Source organism: Reichenbachiella agarivorans, from assembly GCF_025502585.1.
Classification (GTDB): Bacteria; Bacteroidota; Bacteroidia; order Cytophagales; family Cyclobacteriaceae; genus Reichenbachiella; species Reichenbachiella agarivorans.
Window position 1 is genome coordinate 1,032,019 of the sequence record NZ_CP106679.1, and the last position, 18,680, is coordinate 1,050,698.

At 43.1% G+C, this 18,680-nt stretch carries 19 protein-coding genes; 13 read left to right on the top strand and 6 right to left on the bottom strand.

Going from position 1 to position 18,680, the window contains the following annotated elements:
- Positions 1-234: 234 nt before the first annotated feature.
- A complete protein-coding gene (locus N6H18_RS04350; RefSeq protein ID WP_262310614.1) occupies positions 235-1,641 on the bottom strand; it encodes an MATE family efflux transporter in 1,407 nt (468 codons plus the stop codon).
- Positions 1,642-1,849: 208 nt separating this feature from the next.
- On the opposite strand from N6H18_RS04350, the gene N6H18_RS04355 reads away from it, so the two are divergent.
- Positions 1,850-2,278: a hypothetical protein gene (locus N6H18_RS04355; protein WP_262310615.1), complete on the top strand. Its 429-nt coding sequence runs from the start codon at positions 1,850-1,852 to the stop codon at positions 2,276-2,278.
- A gap of 4 nt (positions 2,279-2,282) precedes the next feature.
- On the opposite strand, the gene N6H18_RS04360 is transcribed toward N6H18_RS04355, so the two are convergent.
- Positions 2,283-4,325 (bottom strand): M3 family metallopeptidase, encoded by a 2,043-nt coding sequence (locus tag N6H18_RS04360; protein WP_316044833.1) that lies wholly within the window; start codon positions 4,323-4,325, stop codon positions 2,283-2,285.
- Between the two features lie 147 nt (positions 4,326-4,472).
- On the opposite strand from N6H18_RS04360, the gene N6H18_RS04365 reads away from it, so the two are divergent.
- The gene (locus tag N6H18_RS04365) at positions 4,473-4,973 is read left to right on the top strand and encodes an outer membrane protein (RefSeq protein ID WP_262310616.1); all 501 of its coding nucleotides are present in this window, start codon (positions 4,473-4,475) and stop codon (positions 4,971-4,973) included.
- A 42-nt stretch (positions 4,974-5,015) separates the two neighbouring features.
- Here N6H18_RS04365 and queG read toward each other — a convergent pair whose 3' ends face one another.
- On the bottom strand, positions 5,016-5,942 hold the full coding sequence (queG, locus tag N6H18_RS04370) for a tRNA epoxyqueuosine(34) reductase QueG (RefSeq protein WP_262310617.1): 927 nt from the start codon (positions 5,940-5,942) through the stop codon (positions 5,016-5,018).
- Complete coding sequence (gene ruvB, locus N6H18_RS04375; RefSeq protein WP_262311584.1) at positions 5,939-6,967, bottom strand: Holliday junction branch migration DNA helicase RuvB; 1,029 nt, start codon at positions 6,965-6,967, stop codon at positions 5,939-5,941. The genes queG and ruvB overlap by 4 nt, the downstream gene beginning before the upstream one ends.
- Before the next feature lie 147 nt (positions 6,968-7,114).
- On the opposite strand from ruvB, the gene N6H18_RS04380 reads away from it, so the two are divergent.
- The gene (locus N6H18_RS04380) at positions 7,115-8,134 is read left to right on the top strand and encodes an FAD:protein FMN transferase (RefSeq protein WP_262310618.1); all 1,020 of its coding nucleotides are present in this window, start codon (positions 7,115-7,117) and stop codon (positions 8,132-8,134) included.
- Between the two features lie 126 nt (positions 8,135-8,260).
- On the opposite strand, the gene N6H18_RS04385 is transcribed toward N6H18_RS04380, so the two are convergent.
- Positions 8,261-8,662, bottom strand: coding sequence for a globin (locus N6H18_RS04385; RefSeq protein WP_262310619.1), 402 nt, complete (start codon positions 8,660-8,662; stop codon positions 8,261-8,263).
- A gap of 185 nt (positions 8,663-8,847) precedes the next feature.
- Here N6H18_RS04385 and N6H18_RS04390 point away from each other — a divergent pair, with 185 nt between their 5' ends.
- From N6H18_RS04390 to hisIE, 10 genes are all read left to right on the top strand, one after another.
- Positions 8,848-9,600: a class I SAM-dependent methyltransferase gene (locus tag N6H18_RS04390; RefSeq protein WP_262310620.1), complete on the top strand. Its 753-nt coding sequence runs from the start codon at positions 8,848-8,850 to the stop codon at positions 9,598-9,600.
- Positions 9,597-10,340 (top strand): ZIP family metal transporter, encoded by a 744-nt coding sequence (locus N6H18_RS04395; protein ID WP_262310621.1) that lies wholly within the window; start codon positions 9,597-9,599, stop codon positions 10,338-10,340. The genes N6H18_RS04390 and N6H18_RS04395 overlap by 4 nt, the downstream gene beginning before the upstream one ends.
- Positions 10,341-10,567: 227 nt before the next feature.
- Positions 10,568-11,425, top strand: a complete 858-nt coding sequence (gene hisG / locus N6H18_RS04400; protein WP_262310622.1) for an ATP phosphoribosyltransferase — start codon at positions 10,568-10,570, stop codon at positions 11,423-11,425.
- Positions 11,422-12,711 carry a histidinol dehydrogenase gene (hisD, locus tag N6H18_RS04405; RefSeq protein ID WP_262310623.1) on the top strand — a complete coding sequence of 430 codons (1,290 nt, stop codon included), beginning with the start codon at positions 11,422-11,424 and terminating at the stop codon, positions 12,709-12,711. The genes hisG and hisD overlap by 4 nt, the downstream gene beginning before the upstream one ends.
- 11 nt (positions 12,712-12,722) lie before the next feature.
- Positions 12,723-13,760 carry a histidinol-phosphate transaminase gene (gene hisC, locus N6H18_RS04410; protein ID WP_262310624.1) on the top strand — a complete coding sequence of 346 codons (1,038 nt, stop codon included), beginning with the start codon at positions 12,723-12,725 and terminating at the stop codon, positions 13,758-13,760.
- 38 nt (positions 13,761-13,798) lie between these two features.
- Complete coding sequence (hisB, locus tag N6H18_RS04415; protein WP_262310625.1) at positions 13,799-14,932, top strand: bifunctional histidinol-phosphatase/imidazoleglycerol-phosphate dehydratase HisB; 1,134 nt, start codon at positions 13,799-13,801, stop codon at positions 14,930-14,932.
- Positions 14,929-15,516 carry an imidazole glycerol phosphate synthase subunit HisH gene (hisH, locus tag N6H18_RS04420; RefSeq protein WP_262310626.1) on the top strand — a complete coding sequence of 196 codons (588 nt, stop codon included), beginning with the start codon at positions 14,929-14,931 and terminating at the stop codon, positions 15,514-15,516. The genes hisB and hisH overlap by 4 nt, the downstream gene beginning before the upstream one ends.
- Before the next feature lie 33 nt (positions 15,517-15,549).
- Entirely contained in the window at positions 15,550-16,269 is a 720-nt protein-coding gene (gene hisA / locus N6H18_RS04425) for a 1-(5-phosphoribosyl)-5-[(5-phosphoribosylamino)methylideneamino]imidazole-4-carboxamide isomerase (protein WP_262310627.1), read from the top strand.
- The gene (hisF, locus tag N6H18_RS04430; RefSeq protein WP_262310628.1) at positions 16,259-17,014 is read left to right on the top strand and encodes an imidazole glycerol phosphate synthase subunit HisF; all 756 of its coding nucleotides are present in this window, start codon (positions 16,259-16,261) and stop codon (positions 17,012-17,014) included. The genes hisA and hisF overlap by 11 nt, the downstream gene beginning before the upstream one ends.
- Positions 17,015-17,071: 57 nt before the next feature.
- The gene (hisIE, locus tag N6H18_RS04435) at positions 17,072-17,680 is read left to right on the top strand and encodes a bifunctional phosphoribosyl-AMP cyclohydrolase/phosphoribosyl-ATP diphosphatase HisIE (RefSeq protein ID WP_262310629.1); all 609 of its coding nucleotides are present in this window, start codon (positions 17,072-17,074) and stop codon (positions 17,678-17,680) included.
- 60 nt (positions 17,681-17,740) lie between these two features.
- Here the strand turns inward: hisIE and N6H18_RS04440 are convergent, their stop codons facing one another.
- Positions 17,741-18,472: a DUF2807 domain-containing protein gene (locus tag N6H18_RS04440; RefSeq protein ID WP_262310630.1), complete on the bottom strand. Its 732-nt coding sequence runs from the start codon at positions 18,470-18,472 to the stop codon at positions 17,741-17,743.
- Between the last annotated feature and the right edge of the window lie 208 nt (positions 18,473-18,680).

Consider the following 18,680-nt stretch of genomic DNA (forward strand, 5'->3'; position numbering starts at 1 on the left):
AAAAACCTAAAAAGTAAAAGCGGAGACATGTACATGTCTCCGCTTTTTTTGTCTCAATTCATTGTGTTCAGTTACACAGTCCGAAGGTTGTGCACGACAAACCTCCTTCACTAGAGCAGATCACTTTCATTGGAGTCCAATAATTGAGTTCGGATGAAAAAGAAAGTATCGTGTCTTCACCAATTTCTCCTTCCTTGGTTTGTGACTCACAAATCAATTGGAATATCAAAAGGATCAAACCTTAACCAATTTCCATCTCCCCTTTCTGAACCAAAAAACACATGCACTCGCATGCAAGGCAAACGAAACGGCCACAGAGATAATAGCCCCCATAAATCCCATATCCAACACGAAAGCTAAAGTGTAAGCCAATGGAATCTGAACACACCAGAAAAAAATAATGTTCAAAATGGTAGGAGTCTTGGTATCACCAGCACCATTGAATCCCTGACTGATCACCATACCATATGCAAAAGTGATATAGCCCAAACAGATGATGCGCAAGGCCAAAGAACCATAGTCAATCACCTCTGCGTCCATAGAGAAAATCCCTACAAACTCGGGTGCCATGATGAAAAACAGAATAGAAACTGCAAACAAGAACCCCGTATTGATATGGGCAGTGATCCACACGGATTGCTCTGCACGCTCAGGTTTATTGGCTCCCAGATTTTGACCTACCAAGGTAGCCGCTGCATTGGCCATCCCCCACGAAGGCAAAATGGTGAAAACAATGATCCTGAAAGCAATTGTATAACCTGCCAAGGCAGAAGAACCAAACTCTGAAATAATCCTGACCAAAAACAACCAACTCGCTGATTCTATCAAAAACTGCCCCATCCCTCCAAGAGCGATCTTAAAGATGTTTCTGATAGTCTTCCATTTAAACTTGAGGTTTTCTATGCCTATTGTGATGATTCTTTTTCCTCCCAACAGACCCACTACTTGGTAAAATACGCCCATAGATCGGCCAATTGTAGTTGCGATTGCTGCTCCCTCTACTCCCATTGCAGGAACTGGTCCAAAACCAAAAATAAACAGCGGATCCAAGATCAAGTTGAGTCCATTGGCAATCCAAAGCGACCTCATCGCCATGGATGCATCACCCGCTCCTCTGTAGATCGCATTGATCAAAAACAAGAGCATAATACACAGGTTTCCTCCCAACATGACTTTGGTGTATCCAAACCCATTGGCAATCAATTGCTCAGAACCTCCCATCAGTCTGAGGATATCTTCCGCATAGATGATCCCAAAAACTGAAATTATCACGGAGAAAATAGTGGCAATGAGTATGGCTTGAAAGGCCGCATTGCCAGCTCTCTTGTATTGCTTCTCACCGACTCGACGAGAAACTACAGCCGTGGCTGCCATACTCAGTCCAATCGCTACCGAATACACAATCATCATCACGGACTCAGTTAGTCCAACAGTTGCTACGGCATCTACACTGACCTTGCCTACATAGTACACATCCACGACAGCAAAAAGTGACTCCATCACCATCTCCAATACCATCGGCACTGACAGTAGAAAAATGGCCTTGTTTATACTGCCAGAGGTAAACTCTGTCTCTTCTCCCTTCAATGCCTGAAGGAAGTATTTATATGCTTTATTGATTTTACTAGAAAATTGTGTCATAAGTCAAATGTTGAATGTAAAAAAAGAAATTAGTGATGGGTCTAGAGCTAGACGCACATCGAGCTGACGGTATTCTTCTTTCTTACAATTAACATGACACGTAGTATTTAATGGTGGAGCAATTTAAATACAATTTTCAATTTTCTGATCGAAAGAATAAATTTTGATCCACTTACAACCAAAGCCAAACAGGCTGTGTCTTGGGGATATGACCCAAAAACTCATCATAACCTTAGGTGCATTGGTAGCTGCTACAATCATTGTTCTGCTTTCTTCTGGCTATGAAAATGACCCCATGAGACTCGTTTCATTTGACCAACCCTTCTCTATTCAGGAAGGAGAAACTGTACTAATCAAAAAAACGCGTCACCCTATCACTTTCGTCAAGGTTCTCGAACATTCACTTTGTCCTACTGATCTGAACTGCATTTGGGCGGGTCGACTAGTCATCAAGGTGGCAATGGACAATCAAGATTTTGACCTGTTGTTGCGAGGGGATGAAAAGCCAATAGTCTCGCACATCAATGGCTTTAACATCACCTTGAATCGAATCTTGTATCCAAGTGTATCCGATGAAAAAACGGATCAAACCCATCCATTCAAAGTAGAGTTGATTGTTGCAGATAGTAATTCTTAATATTTTATCTCAAGCCACTTCGTTCTAACAAAGCATCCACAGTCGGTTCATGTCCTCTGAATCGCTTGTACAGCTCCATCGGGTGTTCACTGCCTCCACGAGACAAGATATTTTCTTTGAATGAAGTCGCCACTTCTTTGTTGAAGATGCCTTTTTCCTTGAATACTGAGAAGGCGTCTGCATCCAAGACCTCTGCCCACTTATAACTATAATAACCTGCGGCATAGCCTCCTTGAAAAATATGACTGAACTGTGTGCTCATACAAATCCCATTCACCCTGTCAAAAAGCTCCGTTCTGGACATTGCCTTTCTCTCAAAATCGGCAACACTGTCAATAGTCAATTCGTCTGAAGTCAAAGAATGCCATGCCATGTCCATCAACGCAAAACTGAGCTGTCTCATGGTTTGATACCCTTCGTTAAAATTGGACGAATCTTTGATTTTCTGAATGTATTCCTCGGGGATGGCTTCTCCTGTCTCGTAGTGTTTTGCAAATAAATCGAGACACTCCTTCTCTTGCACCCAATTCTCCAAAATCTGCGATGGCAACTCTACAAAATCCCAATAAACACTCGTGCCACTCAAAGACTCATACTTGCTATCTGCCAACATACCATGAAGTGCATGTCCAAACTCGTGGAACAAAGTTTCCACTTCGTTGAACGTCAGCAATGATGGTTTCTTCTCTGTAGCAGGTGTAAAATTACAAACTATTGAAACAATGGGTCGATGATCTTGTCCGTCTTTGTATTGACTCTTGTAGGACGTCATCCAAGCCCCACCTCTTTTGCCAGGCCGAGGGAAATAATCCTCAAAGAATACCGCAATATGTTTGCCCTTTTCGTCGATCACCTCGTAAGCTTTCACGTCCTTGTGATAGACTGGTATGCTTTCATTTCGCTTGAAAGTCAAGCCGTACAGTTTCTTCGCCACATCAAAAATTCCTTGGACAGCCTGATCCAACTTGAAGTAGGGACGCAGCATCTCATCGTTGATTTGAAACTTCTCGTTTTTCAATTTCTGAGAGTAATAAGCCCAATCCCACCTGTTGAGTTCTCCTTCCAATCCCAACTTTTTGGCGTATGCCTTTACCTCCTCTACTTCTTGTTTCGCTTTGGGCAGGGCCTTTTCTAGCAGATCATTGAGGAATGAAATCACCTTGTCGGCTGATTCAGCCATTCTCTCTTCCAATACATAATCCGCATAGGAATCATAACCTAGCAATTTCACTTTGTCGTGTCGGAGCTTGACTATTTTCTTCACATTCTCCTGATTGTCGAGGGCATCACCTTTGAATGCCTTTGACATATAGGCCATGAACATTTTTTGTCGTAGTTCACTGCTATCTGCATACTCCATGAAAGGCAAATAACTTGGAGCCTGTAGGGTAAACAACCACTTGCCTTTGTAGCCCTTTTCTTCTGCAGCAAGTGCTGCAGCATCTATCGCTCCTTCTGGCAACCCCGCCAAGTCCTTTTCATCATCTATGATCAGTTCATAACTATTGGTTTCTGCCAGTACGTTCTCTCCAAACTTGAGTTGGAGCTGCGCCAATTCCTTGGAGATTTCGCTGTATTTCTTTTTCTCATCAGTATTCAGGTTGGCGCCACTTCTGATAAATCCTTTGTAGGACTTTTCTAGCAGCATTTTATCCTCCTTGTCTAGGCTAAACTGACCAGCATGTTCATAGACAAATTTCACTCTGGCAAACAAGCCTTCATTTTGCATGATTTGGTTGCCATAATCTGTCAAGATTGGAGACAGTTCTGCCGCGATGGTCTGCATCTCATCAGAGGTCTCTGCAGAGTTGAGATTGAAAAACACCTCAGCTGCTTGATTGAGTTGCTTGCCACTTCTATCCAATGCCACCACGGTGTTTTCGAAAGTAGCGGGTTCAGGATTGTTGACCAAAGCATCTATTTCCAACAGTGATTCTTGGATCAGCTGCTCGATAGCTGGTTTGTAGTGTACTAATTTGATTTTGGAAAAAGGGGCAACTTCAAATGGGCCTTCGAAAGGCAACAACAAAGGGTTCATCTCAGACATATCTACGCAATATTTTGGTTGGCTAAATTATACGATTGTTTCACAAGTATGATCTGTAAGGTTTCTTTTGTCAAAAATTTTGTCAGACACTATTGCATACTGACACTTTTATGACAAATTTTATATTAAACATAAAATTTTAAACACATGAAAAAACTATTAACACTTGCAGTTATCCTTTTTGCTGCAAACACAATGTATGCTCAACAGGGGAGCATGTATGCTGGTGGTGCATTAGGTTTCCAAGAAGACTATTGGAAAATTGCTCCTGAAGCAGGCTATTGGTTGGCGGACAATATTCAATTAGGCGTGGTGCTCTTTTTAGAAGGAGACAACAGAGGTGCAACAGAGCAAACCACTGTGGCTCCTCATGTATACGGCAGATATTGGGTTCCTATCTCTGAAAAATTCTCGGTGTATGCTGGCGCCAATTTCAGAGTCAATACTGTTTCTCAAGATCCAGGAGATTCTCACACGACGGTAGACCTTTTTGTTGATGCTGGTATAGCATATTCATTGGCTCCACGTTGGGGTATGGTCGGTCGATTGGCTGGTGTAGGTATCTATGACAGCCATTTTGTACTTGACGTGAACATGTCGCCACAATCAATTTTCAACGTAGGTATTTACTACACATTCAAAGAATAACAAAACCAACCTAACACTCCGTAGGGGTGTTAGGTCTACTTCTCATTTTGCAAAGTTCACATTTCGCTTCAATCCCAAAAACTTGGTTCTCTTCACCGCAGAACCCTTGAATACCTCCTGAAACAGCTCCTCTGTCAGGTCTTCCCATTCATTTTTTTTCATCCCTTGTAGCATTTCATTGGCATGAAAATTAACCTCTTGGTGTGGTTTTGAAAAACGATTCCATGGACACACGTCTTGACAGATATCACAACCAAATATCCAGTTTTCCATCTTTCCTTGAAACTCAGACGGGATCTGATCTTTCAACTCTATCGTGAGATAAGAAATGCACTTACTACCATCGACTACATAGGGTTCAGGAATGGCATCCGTTGGACAAGCATCCATGCATTTGGAACACGTGCCGCAGTAATCTCGCATAGGACCATCATAATCCAGCTCGATATCTACGATGATCTCAGCCAGGAAATAAAAAGAACCTGTCTTAGGATTGATCAGCAATGAATTCTTGCCCACCCAACCCAATCCAGACTTGGCAGCCCAGGCACGCTCGTGCACAGGTGCTGAATCCACGAAAACTCTTGCTTCGATATCTCCTACTTCTTCTATGAGGGTATTGAGGATGGTTTTGAGTTTAGGCTTGATGATGTAATGATAGTCTTTGCCATAAGCGTATTTGGCAATTTTGTAGTTGCTCTCCTCTGCAAAGTTTTGGTCGGGATAGTAATTGTAGGTGAGTGAGATCACAGACTTGGCTCCTTCCACCAGTTTGGTCGGATCCAATCGCTTGTCAAAATGATTCGCCATATAGGCCATTTCACCATGCATGCCTTGGTTTAGCCATTTTTCTAATTTGGGAGCTTCCTCTTCTAAAAATCCTGCTTTGGAAACCCCACAGGACATAAACCCCTCATGAAGAGCGAGTTGTTTGATTCGCTGTGTGAGTTTTTGTGTATCCAAAATCAATCAAACAATGTACCCATCCGTGTAGGAGGTACGATTTTCAAATGCTTGTAGGCCAATTCGGTGCACTCTCTACCTCTGCTGGTGCGTTTGATGTAGCCTTCTTTGATCAAAAATGGCTCATAGACCTCCTCTATCGTATCCGCCTCTTCGCTGCACGCTGTAGCGATAGTGGTCAATCCAACTGGCCCTCCTTTGAACTTGTTGATGATCGTTGACAAAATGCGATTGTCCATTTCGTCCAAGCCATTGGCATCTACATCCAAGGCTTCCAAAGCCATGTCAGCGATGGCTTTGGTGATGGTGCCATTGCCTTTGATCTGAGCAAAATCTCTTGTTCGACGCAGCAGATTGTTGGCGATACGTGGGGTCCCTCGACTCCTTCTGGCCAATTCTAGTGCGGCATTGTCATCTATGGGTGTGTTCAAAATGGCTGAGGAACGCTTGACAATATTCGCCAACAAATCAGAATCATAATATTCTAAGCGGGCATTGATCCCAAAACGCGCTCTCAATGGAGAGGTCAACAGTCCAGAACGGGTCGTAGCACCTATGAGTGTAAATGGATTCAAGCCTATCTGCACAGAGCGTGCATTCGGACCAGAGTCCAACATGATGTCTATTTTGTAATCCTCCATAGCAGAATAGAGATACTCCTCCACGACGGCATTGAGACGATGTATCTCATCTATGAACAATACATCACCAGATTCCAAATTGGTCAGCAACCCAGCCAAATCTCCTGGTTTGTCCAGTACCGGACCGGAAGTAATCTTGATACTTGCGCCTAACTCGTTGGAGATGATGTGTGACAAGGTCGTCTTGCCCAAACCTGGAGGGCCATGGAGCAACACATGATCCAAAGGTTCCTCTCGTCTCTTGGCGGCTAGTACGAAAACCTTGATGTTGTCCACCACCTTTTGCTGGCCTGCAAAATCATCAAAGGACAGGGGGCGCAGAGCTTTCTCAAACTCTACTTCCTCTGGTACCATGTTTTCATCTTCAGGATTCAAATAATCTTCTCTCATCGATGGGCTTGAATTATTGGCTAAAATAGGGAGATTGATCGCAAAATTAGTGATTCTCATTTAGAAAGGATTCAACAAGTTTGGGTCACAGTTTCTCATTCTAGTCTTTCTTCGATTTCTTTGCGCTCCGATATAGATCACGAACACATGCAAAAGAGAAGGTTATTACTCATTGTTTTGGCACTAGGTATTTTGATTGTCTGGCGACAGTTACACAAAGAAGATGAAGCCAAGGTCATCCATCTCACAGGTACTACGATGGGCGTAGTACCCTATTCTATCAAATACATAGACATGGCAGGTAGAGATTACCAAAAGCAAATAGACTCTATTTTGGTAGACTTCAACAACTCTCTCTCTACCTACATCCCAAGTTCGGAGATTTCACGATTCAATGCACGAGACACGGTGACCTACGAAACGCCCTACTTGATGCCAATTTTGAATATCAGTCAAGAAATTTATAAAAAAAGCTACGGTGCGTTTGATCCTACCATCGGGCCGCTGGTCAATGCTTGGGGCTTTGGGCCTGAAAAAAAACTCCACTTGGACTCTGCATTCATAGATTCCCTCAAACAGAAAATAGGTTTTGAGAAAGTGTTCTTTGATAAGAAAATCGCAACCAAACAGACAGGTGTTTATCTGGATTTTAGTGCAACAGCCAAAGGCTATGCTGTCGATGTAATAGCTGACTATATCTATGAACAAGGCATCCGAAACTTCATGGTAGAAATTGGAGGAGAAGTAGTGTGCCGAGGCAAAAACAATTCGGAAACCTATTGGAAAATCGGAATTGAAAAACCAGAAGTGAGTCCAGAAAGAGGGCAACTATTTGCTACCACCTTTATCAAAAATACGGCACTGGCCACATCGGGCAATTACCGAAACTACTACGAGGAAGGAGGACGCATCATCTCTCACACAATCAGTCCATTTACGGGCTATTCCATCAGGCATAATCTCTTGAGTGCCTCTATCTATGCTCCCAATTGTGCTCTGGCCGATGGATATGCGACTGCTTGTATGGTACTGGGACTAGAAAAATCAATCCAAATGATCGAAGAAAACCCAGAACTCGAAGGGTTTTTGATTTTCTCGGATGAAAACGGAAAGCTCAACTACTATGGGTCAGAAAAAATCATGTCATCCATAGAAATATTGAAATAAACTACCATTTCCAGCTTTAAAGTAACTTTTTTGCCTTGAAACCTAGCGCCATGCGCAAGAGTATGTGACCATTTGACAAAAGTTGATTTGACAGGATGCTTGTATTAAAGCATCCCGTGTTTACATTCAATGAGCTTTGATCATCTTCTCTATTCCCATCTTCAATGCACCTTCCCAAATAGCACTGAGAGACTCATCAAACTTTCGATCATGCATTTTAACTGTTGTCATGAGTGCTTTGATCCAATAATCATACATCCAAGGTTGAATATCAAGCTGAGTCTTAGAATGTGAGTGTGCCAATCGATCCACTTTCATTTCCGCAGCATGACTGCCCCCCGCATACATGATCAAGTGAGACAATCCATGTCTCAACAAACCCCTTTGCGCATCCATGTCCGTATCAATGAATTTTTGCTTGATGAGAGGTGACGAGTTAAAGAAATTGTCATAAAAGTCTTTAAAAAAAAGAGGAGAGCTGGCACATCTTCCATAACTCAACTGTAATGATTTCATCGCAGATTCCATGTACTATAAATTGATTGAATCGCAAAACTACCAATAGAAAGTAGGCTCCAACATCACACATAGATGACATTAATCATGAACAACAATGATTGATAGCTACCAAGAGCCCTCAAAAATTCATTATAGCGCGACCTTAAACTAGGTGTTGTTAATACTGAGTACTAATATTGCAGCAGATAAGATTTATGAGCGAGCAACCACAAAAAAAAGAATGGTTTGATGAATGGTTCGACACCATTTATTACCACATATTATATAAAAACAGAAATTATACAGAAGCTGCCCAATTTTTGGACAATCTCATCGCCTATTTTGGTATCTCTAAAGATGCGAAAATCCTAGACCTGGCCTGCGGCAAGGGCCGACATGCTATCTACCTAAACGAAAGAGGCTTTGAAGTCACAGGAGTAGATCTCTCAGAGCAAAACATTGTTTACGCCAAGACCAAAGAAACAGGCAGTCTGCATTTCGACATCCATGACATGCGGGATGTTTACAGACCCGAAAGTTTTGATTACGTATTCAACTTATTTACTTCCTTTGGATACTTTGACTCCATCGAAGAAAATCTGGATGTCATCCGTGCCACGGTTGCTTCCCTCAAGCCAGGAGGCAAACTCCTCATTGACTTCCTCAATCCTTATGTCGTGATCAACAACCTGGTAGAAGAAGAAGATAAGACCATAGACAACATACATTTCAAGATCAGCCGCGAATACACCGACGATCAATACATCATCAAAAACATCATAGTAGATGACCATGGTCAACACTATGAGTACATGGAAAAAGTAAAAGCAATCCGTCGCACAGATTTTTTGAACTATTTTGAAGCAAATGGGCTTATTGTGCTAGATTTATTTGGAGACTATCATCTTGCCCCTTACGAAAAGGAAAAATCTGATAGACTTATCTTCGTGATACAAAAACCTGCATGATCAAAAGCGCCATCATTCTATTCCTGTCTGCCTTCTTAGGTGGAATACTTGCCATCAATTCTGTAGATGTCATCAGCAAAAACATCAAGCATGTATTGGTGTTTGCAGGCTCATTCCTGTTTTCTGTGACGATCATCCACATCCTGCCAGAGATATTTGAAGCCAGCCACGACCATCTCAAAGTAGGTGGATTCATTCTACTGGGTTTCTTCTTCCAGCAGGTACTGGAGTACTTTACCAATGGAGTAGAACATGGACACATGCACCATCATCATCATGGAGAAGGACACACTACCCTAAAGAGCATCTCACTGATGGTCGCTCTCAGTGTTCACGGATTTCTCGAAGGCACCTTATTGGCTCATCCAGAAAGCGTCCACGCCAACCATACCGAAGGCACCCTGTTGGCAGGAATTGTTTTTCACAAAGTCCCTGCAGCCTTGGCGCTGATCTCTGTACTGGCATGTCAATACAAATCCAGATCTACTCAACTGATACTCTTGACAATTTTTGCGCTGGCATCACCTGCAGGAGTGTTCGCAGGACATTTGTTAGGTGATTTTGGGCTTTTGGACAATGCGGGGATGGTCTTGCTGTTTGCCTTTGTATCTGGCAATTTCTTGCATATCTCCACCACGATATTCTTGGAATCCAGCCCTGGCCATAGCTGGAGTTCACGCAAATTGATCATAAGCCTAGTTGGGGCCACTCTGGCTGTATTATCTGAAATATTATTTTAAGAATTAAATCAGACTTAGGCTGTAGAGAAATGTTATTTTTTCCTACATTTGCCCCACTTTCAAGAATATGAAAACAAACAAACAACATCATCACCATACAATGAACGCGCAGGCGAGGTGATATAGTTGTGACTAAAAAATAATATTATCCATCCCGTCTGATTAATTTTGGACGGGATTTTTTTTGCTCCTTTCCAATAGAACCCAGGCTTTAAAAAAACAATAAAATGAGTGTACTCAAAATCGCAGTTCAAAAATCCGGAAGACTAAACGAAGAATCTATCGAGCTATTAAAAAACTGCGGAATTCACATCGACAATGGCAAAGACCAACTCAAAGCCAGTGCGACGAATTTCCCCATGGACGTGCTATATCTCCGCAATGGAGACATCCCACAGTATGTGGAAGATGGCGTGGCAGATATTGCCATCGTGGGTGAAAATCTATTGGTAGAAGCAGGAAACGACATAGAAGTAGTGAGAAAACTCGGTTTTTCTAAGTGCAAATTGTCACTCGCTGTTCCCAAAGACCTCGACTATGAAGGTCTCCAATACTTCGATGGCAAGCGTATCGCTACCTCATATCCAAACACACTTCAGGCATTTTTGGACAAAAACCAAGTCAAAGCTGATATCCACGTCATCAAAGGCTCTGTAGAAATAGCCCCCAACATCGGATTGGCCGAAGGTATCTGTGACTTAGTTAGCTCAGGCAGCACTTTGTTCAAAAACGGGTTAAAAGAAACGGATTTAATACTCACATCCGAAGCAGTGTTGGTTAAGAGCAAAAAGCTTACTCAGGAACAAGAAGAACTACTCAGTACGCTTTTGTTTAGACTGGATGCTGTACAAAAGGGGAAGAAATCGAAGTATGTCTTGATGAACGTACCCAATGACAAGATTGACAACATCATCAAAATGCTACCTGGGATGAGAAGCCCCACCGTACTTCCACTGGCCGAAGCAGGCTGGAGTTCGGTACACACAGTAATCGAAGAAGGTCAATTCTGGCAAGTCATCGACGAGTTGAAAAACGCTGGTGCAGAAGGTATTTTGATTGTTCCAATCGAAAAAATGGTACTATGATCGTCTCTATCAATCCCAACAAATCTGATTGGAAAGAACTGATCCAGCGTCCAGCGTTGGAGCAGCAAAACTTACAAGCTACGGTAGATGGTGTGTTCAACGCGATCCGCTCCAAAGGTGATCAGGCCTTGCTTGCCTATACCGAGCAGTTTGACAAAGCTAGCTTGAGCAGTTCTGTCATCAGTGAAAAGGAAGTAAATACTGCCGAAAAATTGGTCTCTCAAGAACTCAAAGATGCCATCACTTTAGCAGCCACGAATATTGGAGCCTTTCATGCCGCTCAAAAACCCAACCGAATAGAAGTAGAAACCGCTCCTGGCGTAGTCTGCTGGCAAGAAGCCAAAGGCATTCAGAAAGTAGGGATCTACATCCCAGGAGGGACAGCCCCATTGTTTTCGACCGTGCTGATGTTGGCGATTCCAGCCAAAATAGCAGGCTGTGACGAGATTGTGCTCTGCACACCTCCTGGGTCCGATGGTAGAGTCAATCCTGCCATTCTCTTTGCGGCTCGTTTTGCGGGAGTCAAACAGATATTCAAGGTAGGTGGAATTCAAGCCATCGCCGCGATGACCTTCGGCACAGAGAGCATTCCCAAGGTGGACAAGATTTTCGGACCTGGCAACCAATACGTGACAGCTGCCAAACAGCGAGCCTCACAACTCGGAGTAGCTATCGACATGCCAGCAGGTCCTTCGGAGCTTTTGGTCATGGCAGATGAAACAGCTATTCCTGCTTTTGTCGTGTCAGATTTGCTCTCTCAGGCAGAGCACGGGATCGACAGTCAAGTGATCTGTGTCGTCAAAAATAAAAATCAAATCCAAGCAATTCAAGAAGAATTAGAGACTCAGTTGGCCGCATTGCCACGCAAAGAGATCGCCGAAAAAGCCATTGAAAACTCTAAAATCATTTGTATCCCAAATGATCAGGACTGTGTTGATTTCATCAACGAATATGCGCCAGAGCATTACATTCTTTGTGTTCAAAATGAAGACTTTTATCTCGATCAGGTGAGGAATGCAGGTTCGGTTTTCATCGGCAACTACACACCAGAAAGTGCCGGAGACTATGCTTCAGGCACCAATCACACCCTGCCGACCAATGGCTATGCCAAGTCCTATAGTGGTGTAAACCTGGATGCTTTTATGAAGAAAATCACTTTCCAAAAGATCACCGAACAAGGTATCCAAAACATCGGGCCAGCCATCGAGCACATGGCTGCAGCCGAACAATTACAAGCGCATAAAAACGCAGTGACTTTAAGACTAGAATACCTGACCAACAGCTAAGAATCAAAGCAATGAATATCAAAAGTCTTTTAAGAGATAACATCAGGTCGATGACTCCTTATAGTTCAGCTCGTGACGAGTTCGACAGCATAGCAGAGGTATATCTGGACGCCAACGAAAATCCCTTCGAAAACGGGATGAATCGTTATCCCGACCCATACCAAAAGACTGTCAAGACCAGGCTGAGTGAGATCAAAGGCGTGCCAGCAGCAAACATCCTCATAGGCAATGGGAGCGATGAGGTATTGGACTTGATTTACCGAGCATTTTGTGAACCCAAAATCAACAATGTGGTCTCACACAATCCGAGCTACGGCATGTATCCTGTTTTGTCTGAGATCAATGACGTACCGCTTCGAAAAGTCAATCTGGAGGAAAATTTTGTCCTCGATGGACAAAAAATGATTGATGCGTCTGATGAAAACACCAAAGTGTTCTTCATTTGCTCACCCAACAACCCCTCTGGCAACCTGCTCAACAAGGAAGAAATCAGAAAGATTCTGGATTTGAAGAGAGGGATTGTCGTGATAGATGAAGCCTACATTGACTTTGCGGAGACGGATTCATGGTTGGTCGATTTGAACAAATACCCCAACTTGATAGTATGCCAGACACTGTCCAAAGCATGGGGATTGGCTGGATTGAGAGTAGGTATGTGTTTCGCATCTGCGGAAATCATCAAGGTATTGAACGCCATCAAGCCTCCCTACAACATCAATATTCTGTCTCAAAAAGCAGCACTTGATGCCTTGAATCGAGAAGAAGAATTCAAGCAGCACCTAAAAGTCATCATGGCTGAAAAGGTGAAAATAGAAAAGGCTTTGACCGACTCAAAAGTGATCAAAAAGTTGTTTCCATCGGATTCCAATTTCGTATTGGCAAGGGTAGAGAACGCCCTTGAACTTTATAATTTCCTCTTAAAGAGAAAAGTAATCGTAAGAAACAGGTCTAAAGAATACCTCTGCGACAATTGTCTCCGCTTCACGATCGGTACACCCGTGGAGAATCAGCGATTGATCGAGGGAATAGCTGCTTACGAAAAGAAATAATGAACCGTTGACTATCGACTGTTGACCAAACACCAATTATGAAAAAAATATTATTCATTGATAGAGACGGCACACTTGTGCTAGAGCCACCTGTTGATTACCAACTAGACTCCCTCGAAAAGCTAGAGTTCTACCCTGGTGCATTCCAATGGATGGCCAAAATCGCCAAACTCGGTTACGAACTAGTCATGGTCACCAACCAAGATGGTTTGGGGACTACTTCGTTCCCTGAGGACACTTTCTGGCCAGCACACAACAAGTGTATGCAGGCCTTCGAAAATGAAGGTGTAAAATTCGATGCTGTCAAGATCGACCGCAGCTTTCCTGCCGACAATGCTCCCACACGTAAGCCCAGAACAGGCATGCTTACGGAGTACATGGATGGCAGCTACGACCTAGCCAATTCTTATGTGATCGGTGACCGTATTACAGATGTAGAATTGGCAAAAAACCTCGGTGCAAAAGCTATTTTCATCAATAACGAAGAAGGGCTCGGTGCAGATGAGATTTCTGCCAAGGTGGAAGAACTGAAAAACTGCATCGCATTGACGACCACAAATTGGGAAGACATCTATAATCTCGTCAGTCGTGGTTCACGCAAGGGTACTGTCAAGCGCACCACCAAAGAAACCGATATTGATATCGAGGTAGAACTAGACGGGACTGGACAAGCTGATATCAACACGGGTATCAAATTCTTCGATCACATGCTTGATCAAATCGCCAAGCATGGACTGTTGGATCTCAAAATCCAAGTCAAAGGCGATCTCGAAGTGGACGAGCACCACACCATCGAGGACACAGGTATCGCACTAGGCGAGGCAATCGCACAGGCATTGGGCAATAAGAAAGGGATCGAAAGATATGGATTCTGCCTGCCCATGGATGATTGTTTGTGTCAGGTAGCCTTGGATTTTGGAGGACGAAACTGGATCGAATGGGATGCGGAATTCAAACGTGAGATGGTGGGGAAAATGCCAACGGAAATGTTCTTTCACTTCTTCAAGTCATTCTCGGATGCAGCCAAGTGCAATCTGAACATCAAAGCAGAAGGAGACAACGAGCACCACAAGATTGAAGGGATTTTCAAGGCTTTTGCGAAAGCCATCAAAATGTCCGTCAAGCAAGACAAAGACAAAATGATTTTACCCTCGACCAAAGGAATGTTATGAGCAAAGTCGTCATCATAGATTATGGTGCGGGCAACGTCCGCTCCGTCAAATTCGCCTGTGAACGCCTTGGACTGCAGGCCGAACTGAGCAACAAGATCGAGGTGATCGAATCGGCAGATAAATTAATTTTCCCTGGTCAGGGAGAAGCGAGTTCGTCGATGAAAGCGCTAAAAGAAGCAGGTCTTGTAGAAGTGATCAAAAATGCCAAACAACCCTTTTTAGGTATCTGCTTAGGCATGCAACTAATGTGTGAATACTCAGAGGAAAATGATACCCAAGGCTTAGGGATTTTTCCGCTGCCAGTCAAATTGTTTTCAGCTAAAGACGTGAAAGTCCCTCACATGGGATGGAATCAAATTGAAGCCTTGAAAACCCCTCTGATGAACGGTTTGAGTGAGAAAGAATTTGTTTACTTCGTGCACTCCTATTACGTACCTGACTCTGAATGGACAATCGCCAAGGCCAATTATCCAGATGCTTTTAGTGCTGCATTGCACAAGGACAATTTTTACGGTTGCCAGTTTCACCCCGAAAAAAGTGGGACTTTCGGACAATTGATATTGAAGAATTTTATTGAAATGTAATACGGTCCACAGTCGACCGTCAACTGTTGACATATGAGAATAATACCTGCAATCGATCTAATAGACGGCAAATGCGTCCGACTCACCAAAGGCGACTATGACCAGAAAAAAATATACAACGAAAATCCACTCGAAGTAGCCAAAGAATTTGAGGCAGCAGGAATCAAATTCCTCCATCTCGTGGATCTTGATGGGTCAAAAGCCCGTGAAATCAAAAATGCAGCGGTACTAGAAAGCATCACCACTCACACCAACCTAATCGTTGATTTCGGAGGTGGGATTCGCTCAGACAAGGACATCAATATCGCATTTGACGCAGGTGCAGCACAAGTCAACCTCGGCAGTGTAGCCTTGGAAAACAAAGCCCTATTTGGAGAATGGCTCAAGAAATTTGGAAGCGAAAAAATCATCCTCAGTGCCGACTCCACCAACCGAAAAATCGCTATCAATGGATGGCAAGAAGAATCACAAGTTGATCTTTTTGACCTGATCAAAGAATATGAGGCCATGGGCAACCTGTACATGGTATGCACGGACATCAGCAAGGACGGCATGTTGCAAGGAATCGCTGTAGATTTGTACGAAGATTTGATGCGCGAATTTCCGAAGCAAAAGATAGTAGCAAGTGGAGGGGTCAAAGACATCACCGATGTAGAAGCCGCCGCGGCTCTAAAAATGGACGGCATCATCATCGGGAAAGCCATCTATGAAAACAAAATTTCACTGAAACAACTCGAAGCTTATGCTGACTAAAAGAATCGTTCCTTGTTTGGACATCAAAGATGGCCGAACAGTCAAAGGTGTCAACTTCGTCAATCTTCGTGACGCTGGCGATCCCGTGGAGCTGGCTACAATCTACTCCGAACAAGGCGCAGATGAGTTGGTATTTCTTGACATCACTGCGACTGGAGATGGACGAAAAACCACCGCAGAGTTGGTGGAAAAAGTAGCTGAAAAGGTGAATATCCCCTTTACAGTCGGTGGAGGAATCAAATCTGTGGAAGATGTCTACACTTTGTTGCATCGCGGTGCTGACAAGATTTCTATCAACTCCTGGGCGGTCAAGGAACCCAAAGTACTTGACGAACTCGCAGCACAGTTTGGGAGTCAATGTGTAGTACTCGCTGTAGATGCCAAGCAAATCAATGGACAGTGGAAAGTTCATCTTGTGGGAGGAAAAGTTCCTACTGAGATTGATTTGTTCGATTGGGTCAGAGAGGCTGAGATCAGAGGCGCTGGTGAGATACTTTTCACCTCCATGGATCACGATGGATCAAAAGCAGGATTTGCCAATGAAGCATTAGCCAAACTCTCGGAGTTGGTCAACATCCCGATCATTGCCTCAGGTGGTGCAGGGTGTATTCAGGATTTTGCTGATACCTTTACCCTCGGAAAAGCTGACGCAGCACTAGCTGCCAGTGTTTTCCATTTCAAGGAAATAGAAATCCCAACCCTAAAACAAGAATTAAAACTACAGGGAATACCTGTAAGACTTTAACAACCGAGAGTTTGTCGATCAATAAACTATCGACCCTCTATTAACAAGAAAGATACCATGGACAATCGACTATCGACCATTGACTATAACAAAACCAACGGATTAGTACCAGCCATCATTCAAGATGCCAAAACCAAAAATGTACTGATGCTAGGCTACATGAACGAAGAAGCACTCGCTAGGACCCAAGAAACGGGCAAGGTGACTTTTTATAGTCGCAGCAAACAAAGACTCTGGACCAAAGGAGAAACCAGTGGAAATTTCCTCGAACTAAGGGACATTAAATTGGACTGTGACAATGATACCCTGTTGATCTCGGTCAATCCAGTTGGCCCAGCTTGTCACAAAGGAACCGACACTTGTTGGGGAGAAGAAAACAAGCCGAATTTTGGTTTCATCTCTCAGCTAGAAGCTGTCATCAAAGATCGTCATGACAATCCTGACGAAAAATCATACACCTCCTCTCTATTCAAAAAGGGGATCAACAAAGTTGCCCAAAAAGTAGGTGAAGAAGCGGTAGAAGTAGTCATCGAAGCAAAGGACAATGACGAAGGTCTGTTTCTTAACGAATCTGCCGATCTATTGTACCACTACATGATCTTGCTCCGCGCCAAGGGATATGATTTACATGATGTAGTGAAAATACTAGAGGCAAGACACAAATAAAAAACCACTGTGGTATGAATATCATACCACAGTGGTTTTGTGTGAATATAAATGTGTGTATTATATTTTTTCTATGGTGGAATTACCACTCATGTCTATTGCCTTGATTACTGCGTCTCCACCATATCTCAGTACACTCGCACCTGTAGCGTTGAGGCGTAGCTCTTGGTTGATGACCAATTTTGCCTGACTCGCTCCAGACAAAGTCAAATTCGCCATGTTGACTTCCATTCGGTCATCAGACACTCTACTAGCACCTGTAAGATTCAAGACGATAGAATTAGCCTCTCCTCTAATCTCTAAATTGGATGCGCCAGCAAGATTGGCTGTCAAACTAGCCGTACTCACTTCTGTTCGCAAGAAACTCGCTCCCGAGAGATCAAAAGTAACTGCACTTTCATAAGTCACACCAGAAGCCGTCAGTCTAGACCCTCCTGTAAGGGATATGGCCTTTATTGGATGGTTTGTATATACTCGTGCCTTCAGGATCGTTCTACCGCTCACATTGACATTATCCAAACGAATACTCAAATTCCCATTTTCTTGATTGGCCTCAATATACTGGTGGAGATTTTCATTTGATTCGATCAATACATATTCGTTGTCTCCCTCAGCCTCAAAAATCTCAACGTCAAACCCACTAGACACCTGAATGGTACTGAAATCACCAACAGTAATCTCCTCTGTGGTAATGGTCGCAGAAGGATTGATCTCATCGTCGCATGAAGAAAAGACCAATACACATCCTACCAACAAACCCAAGCCTAAATAATTCACCTTTTTTGAAATCATCTTATTAGCATTTAAATCACAAATTCTATTTTCCTCTGATGATTTGACAATAAGCATGCCATCTTCAAAAAAATCGTGATTTTACTAAGACCCTATAAATCAGCCAATAACAAAATATTGATAATTTATAAAAGTGAAAGTTTTCTGAAATATACCCAAATCTGGGTATTGAATAAGGTGTAGGGAATGGTCATCTTTGAATTGTAAT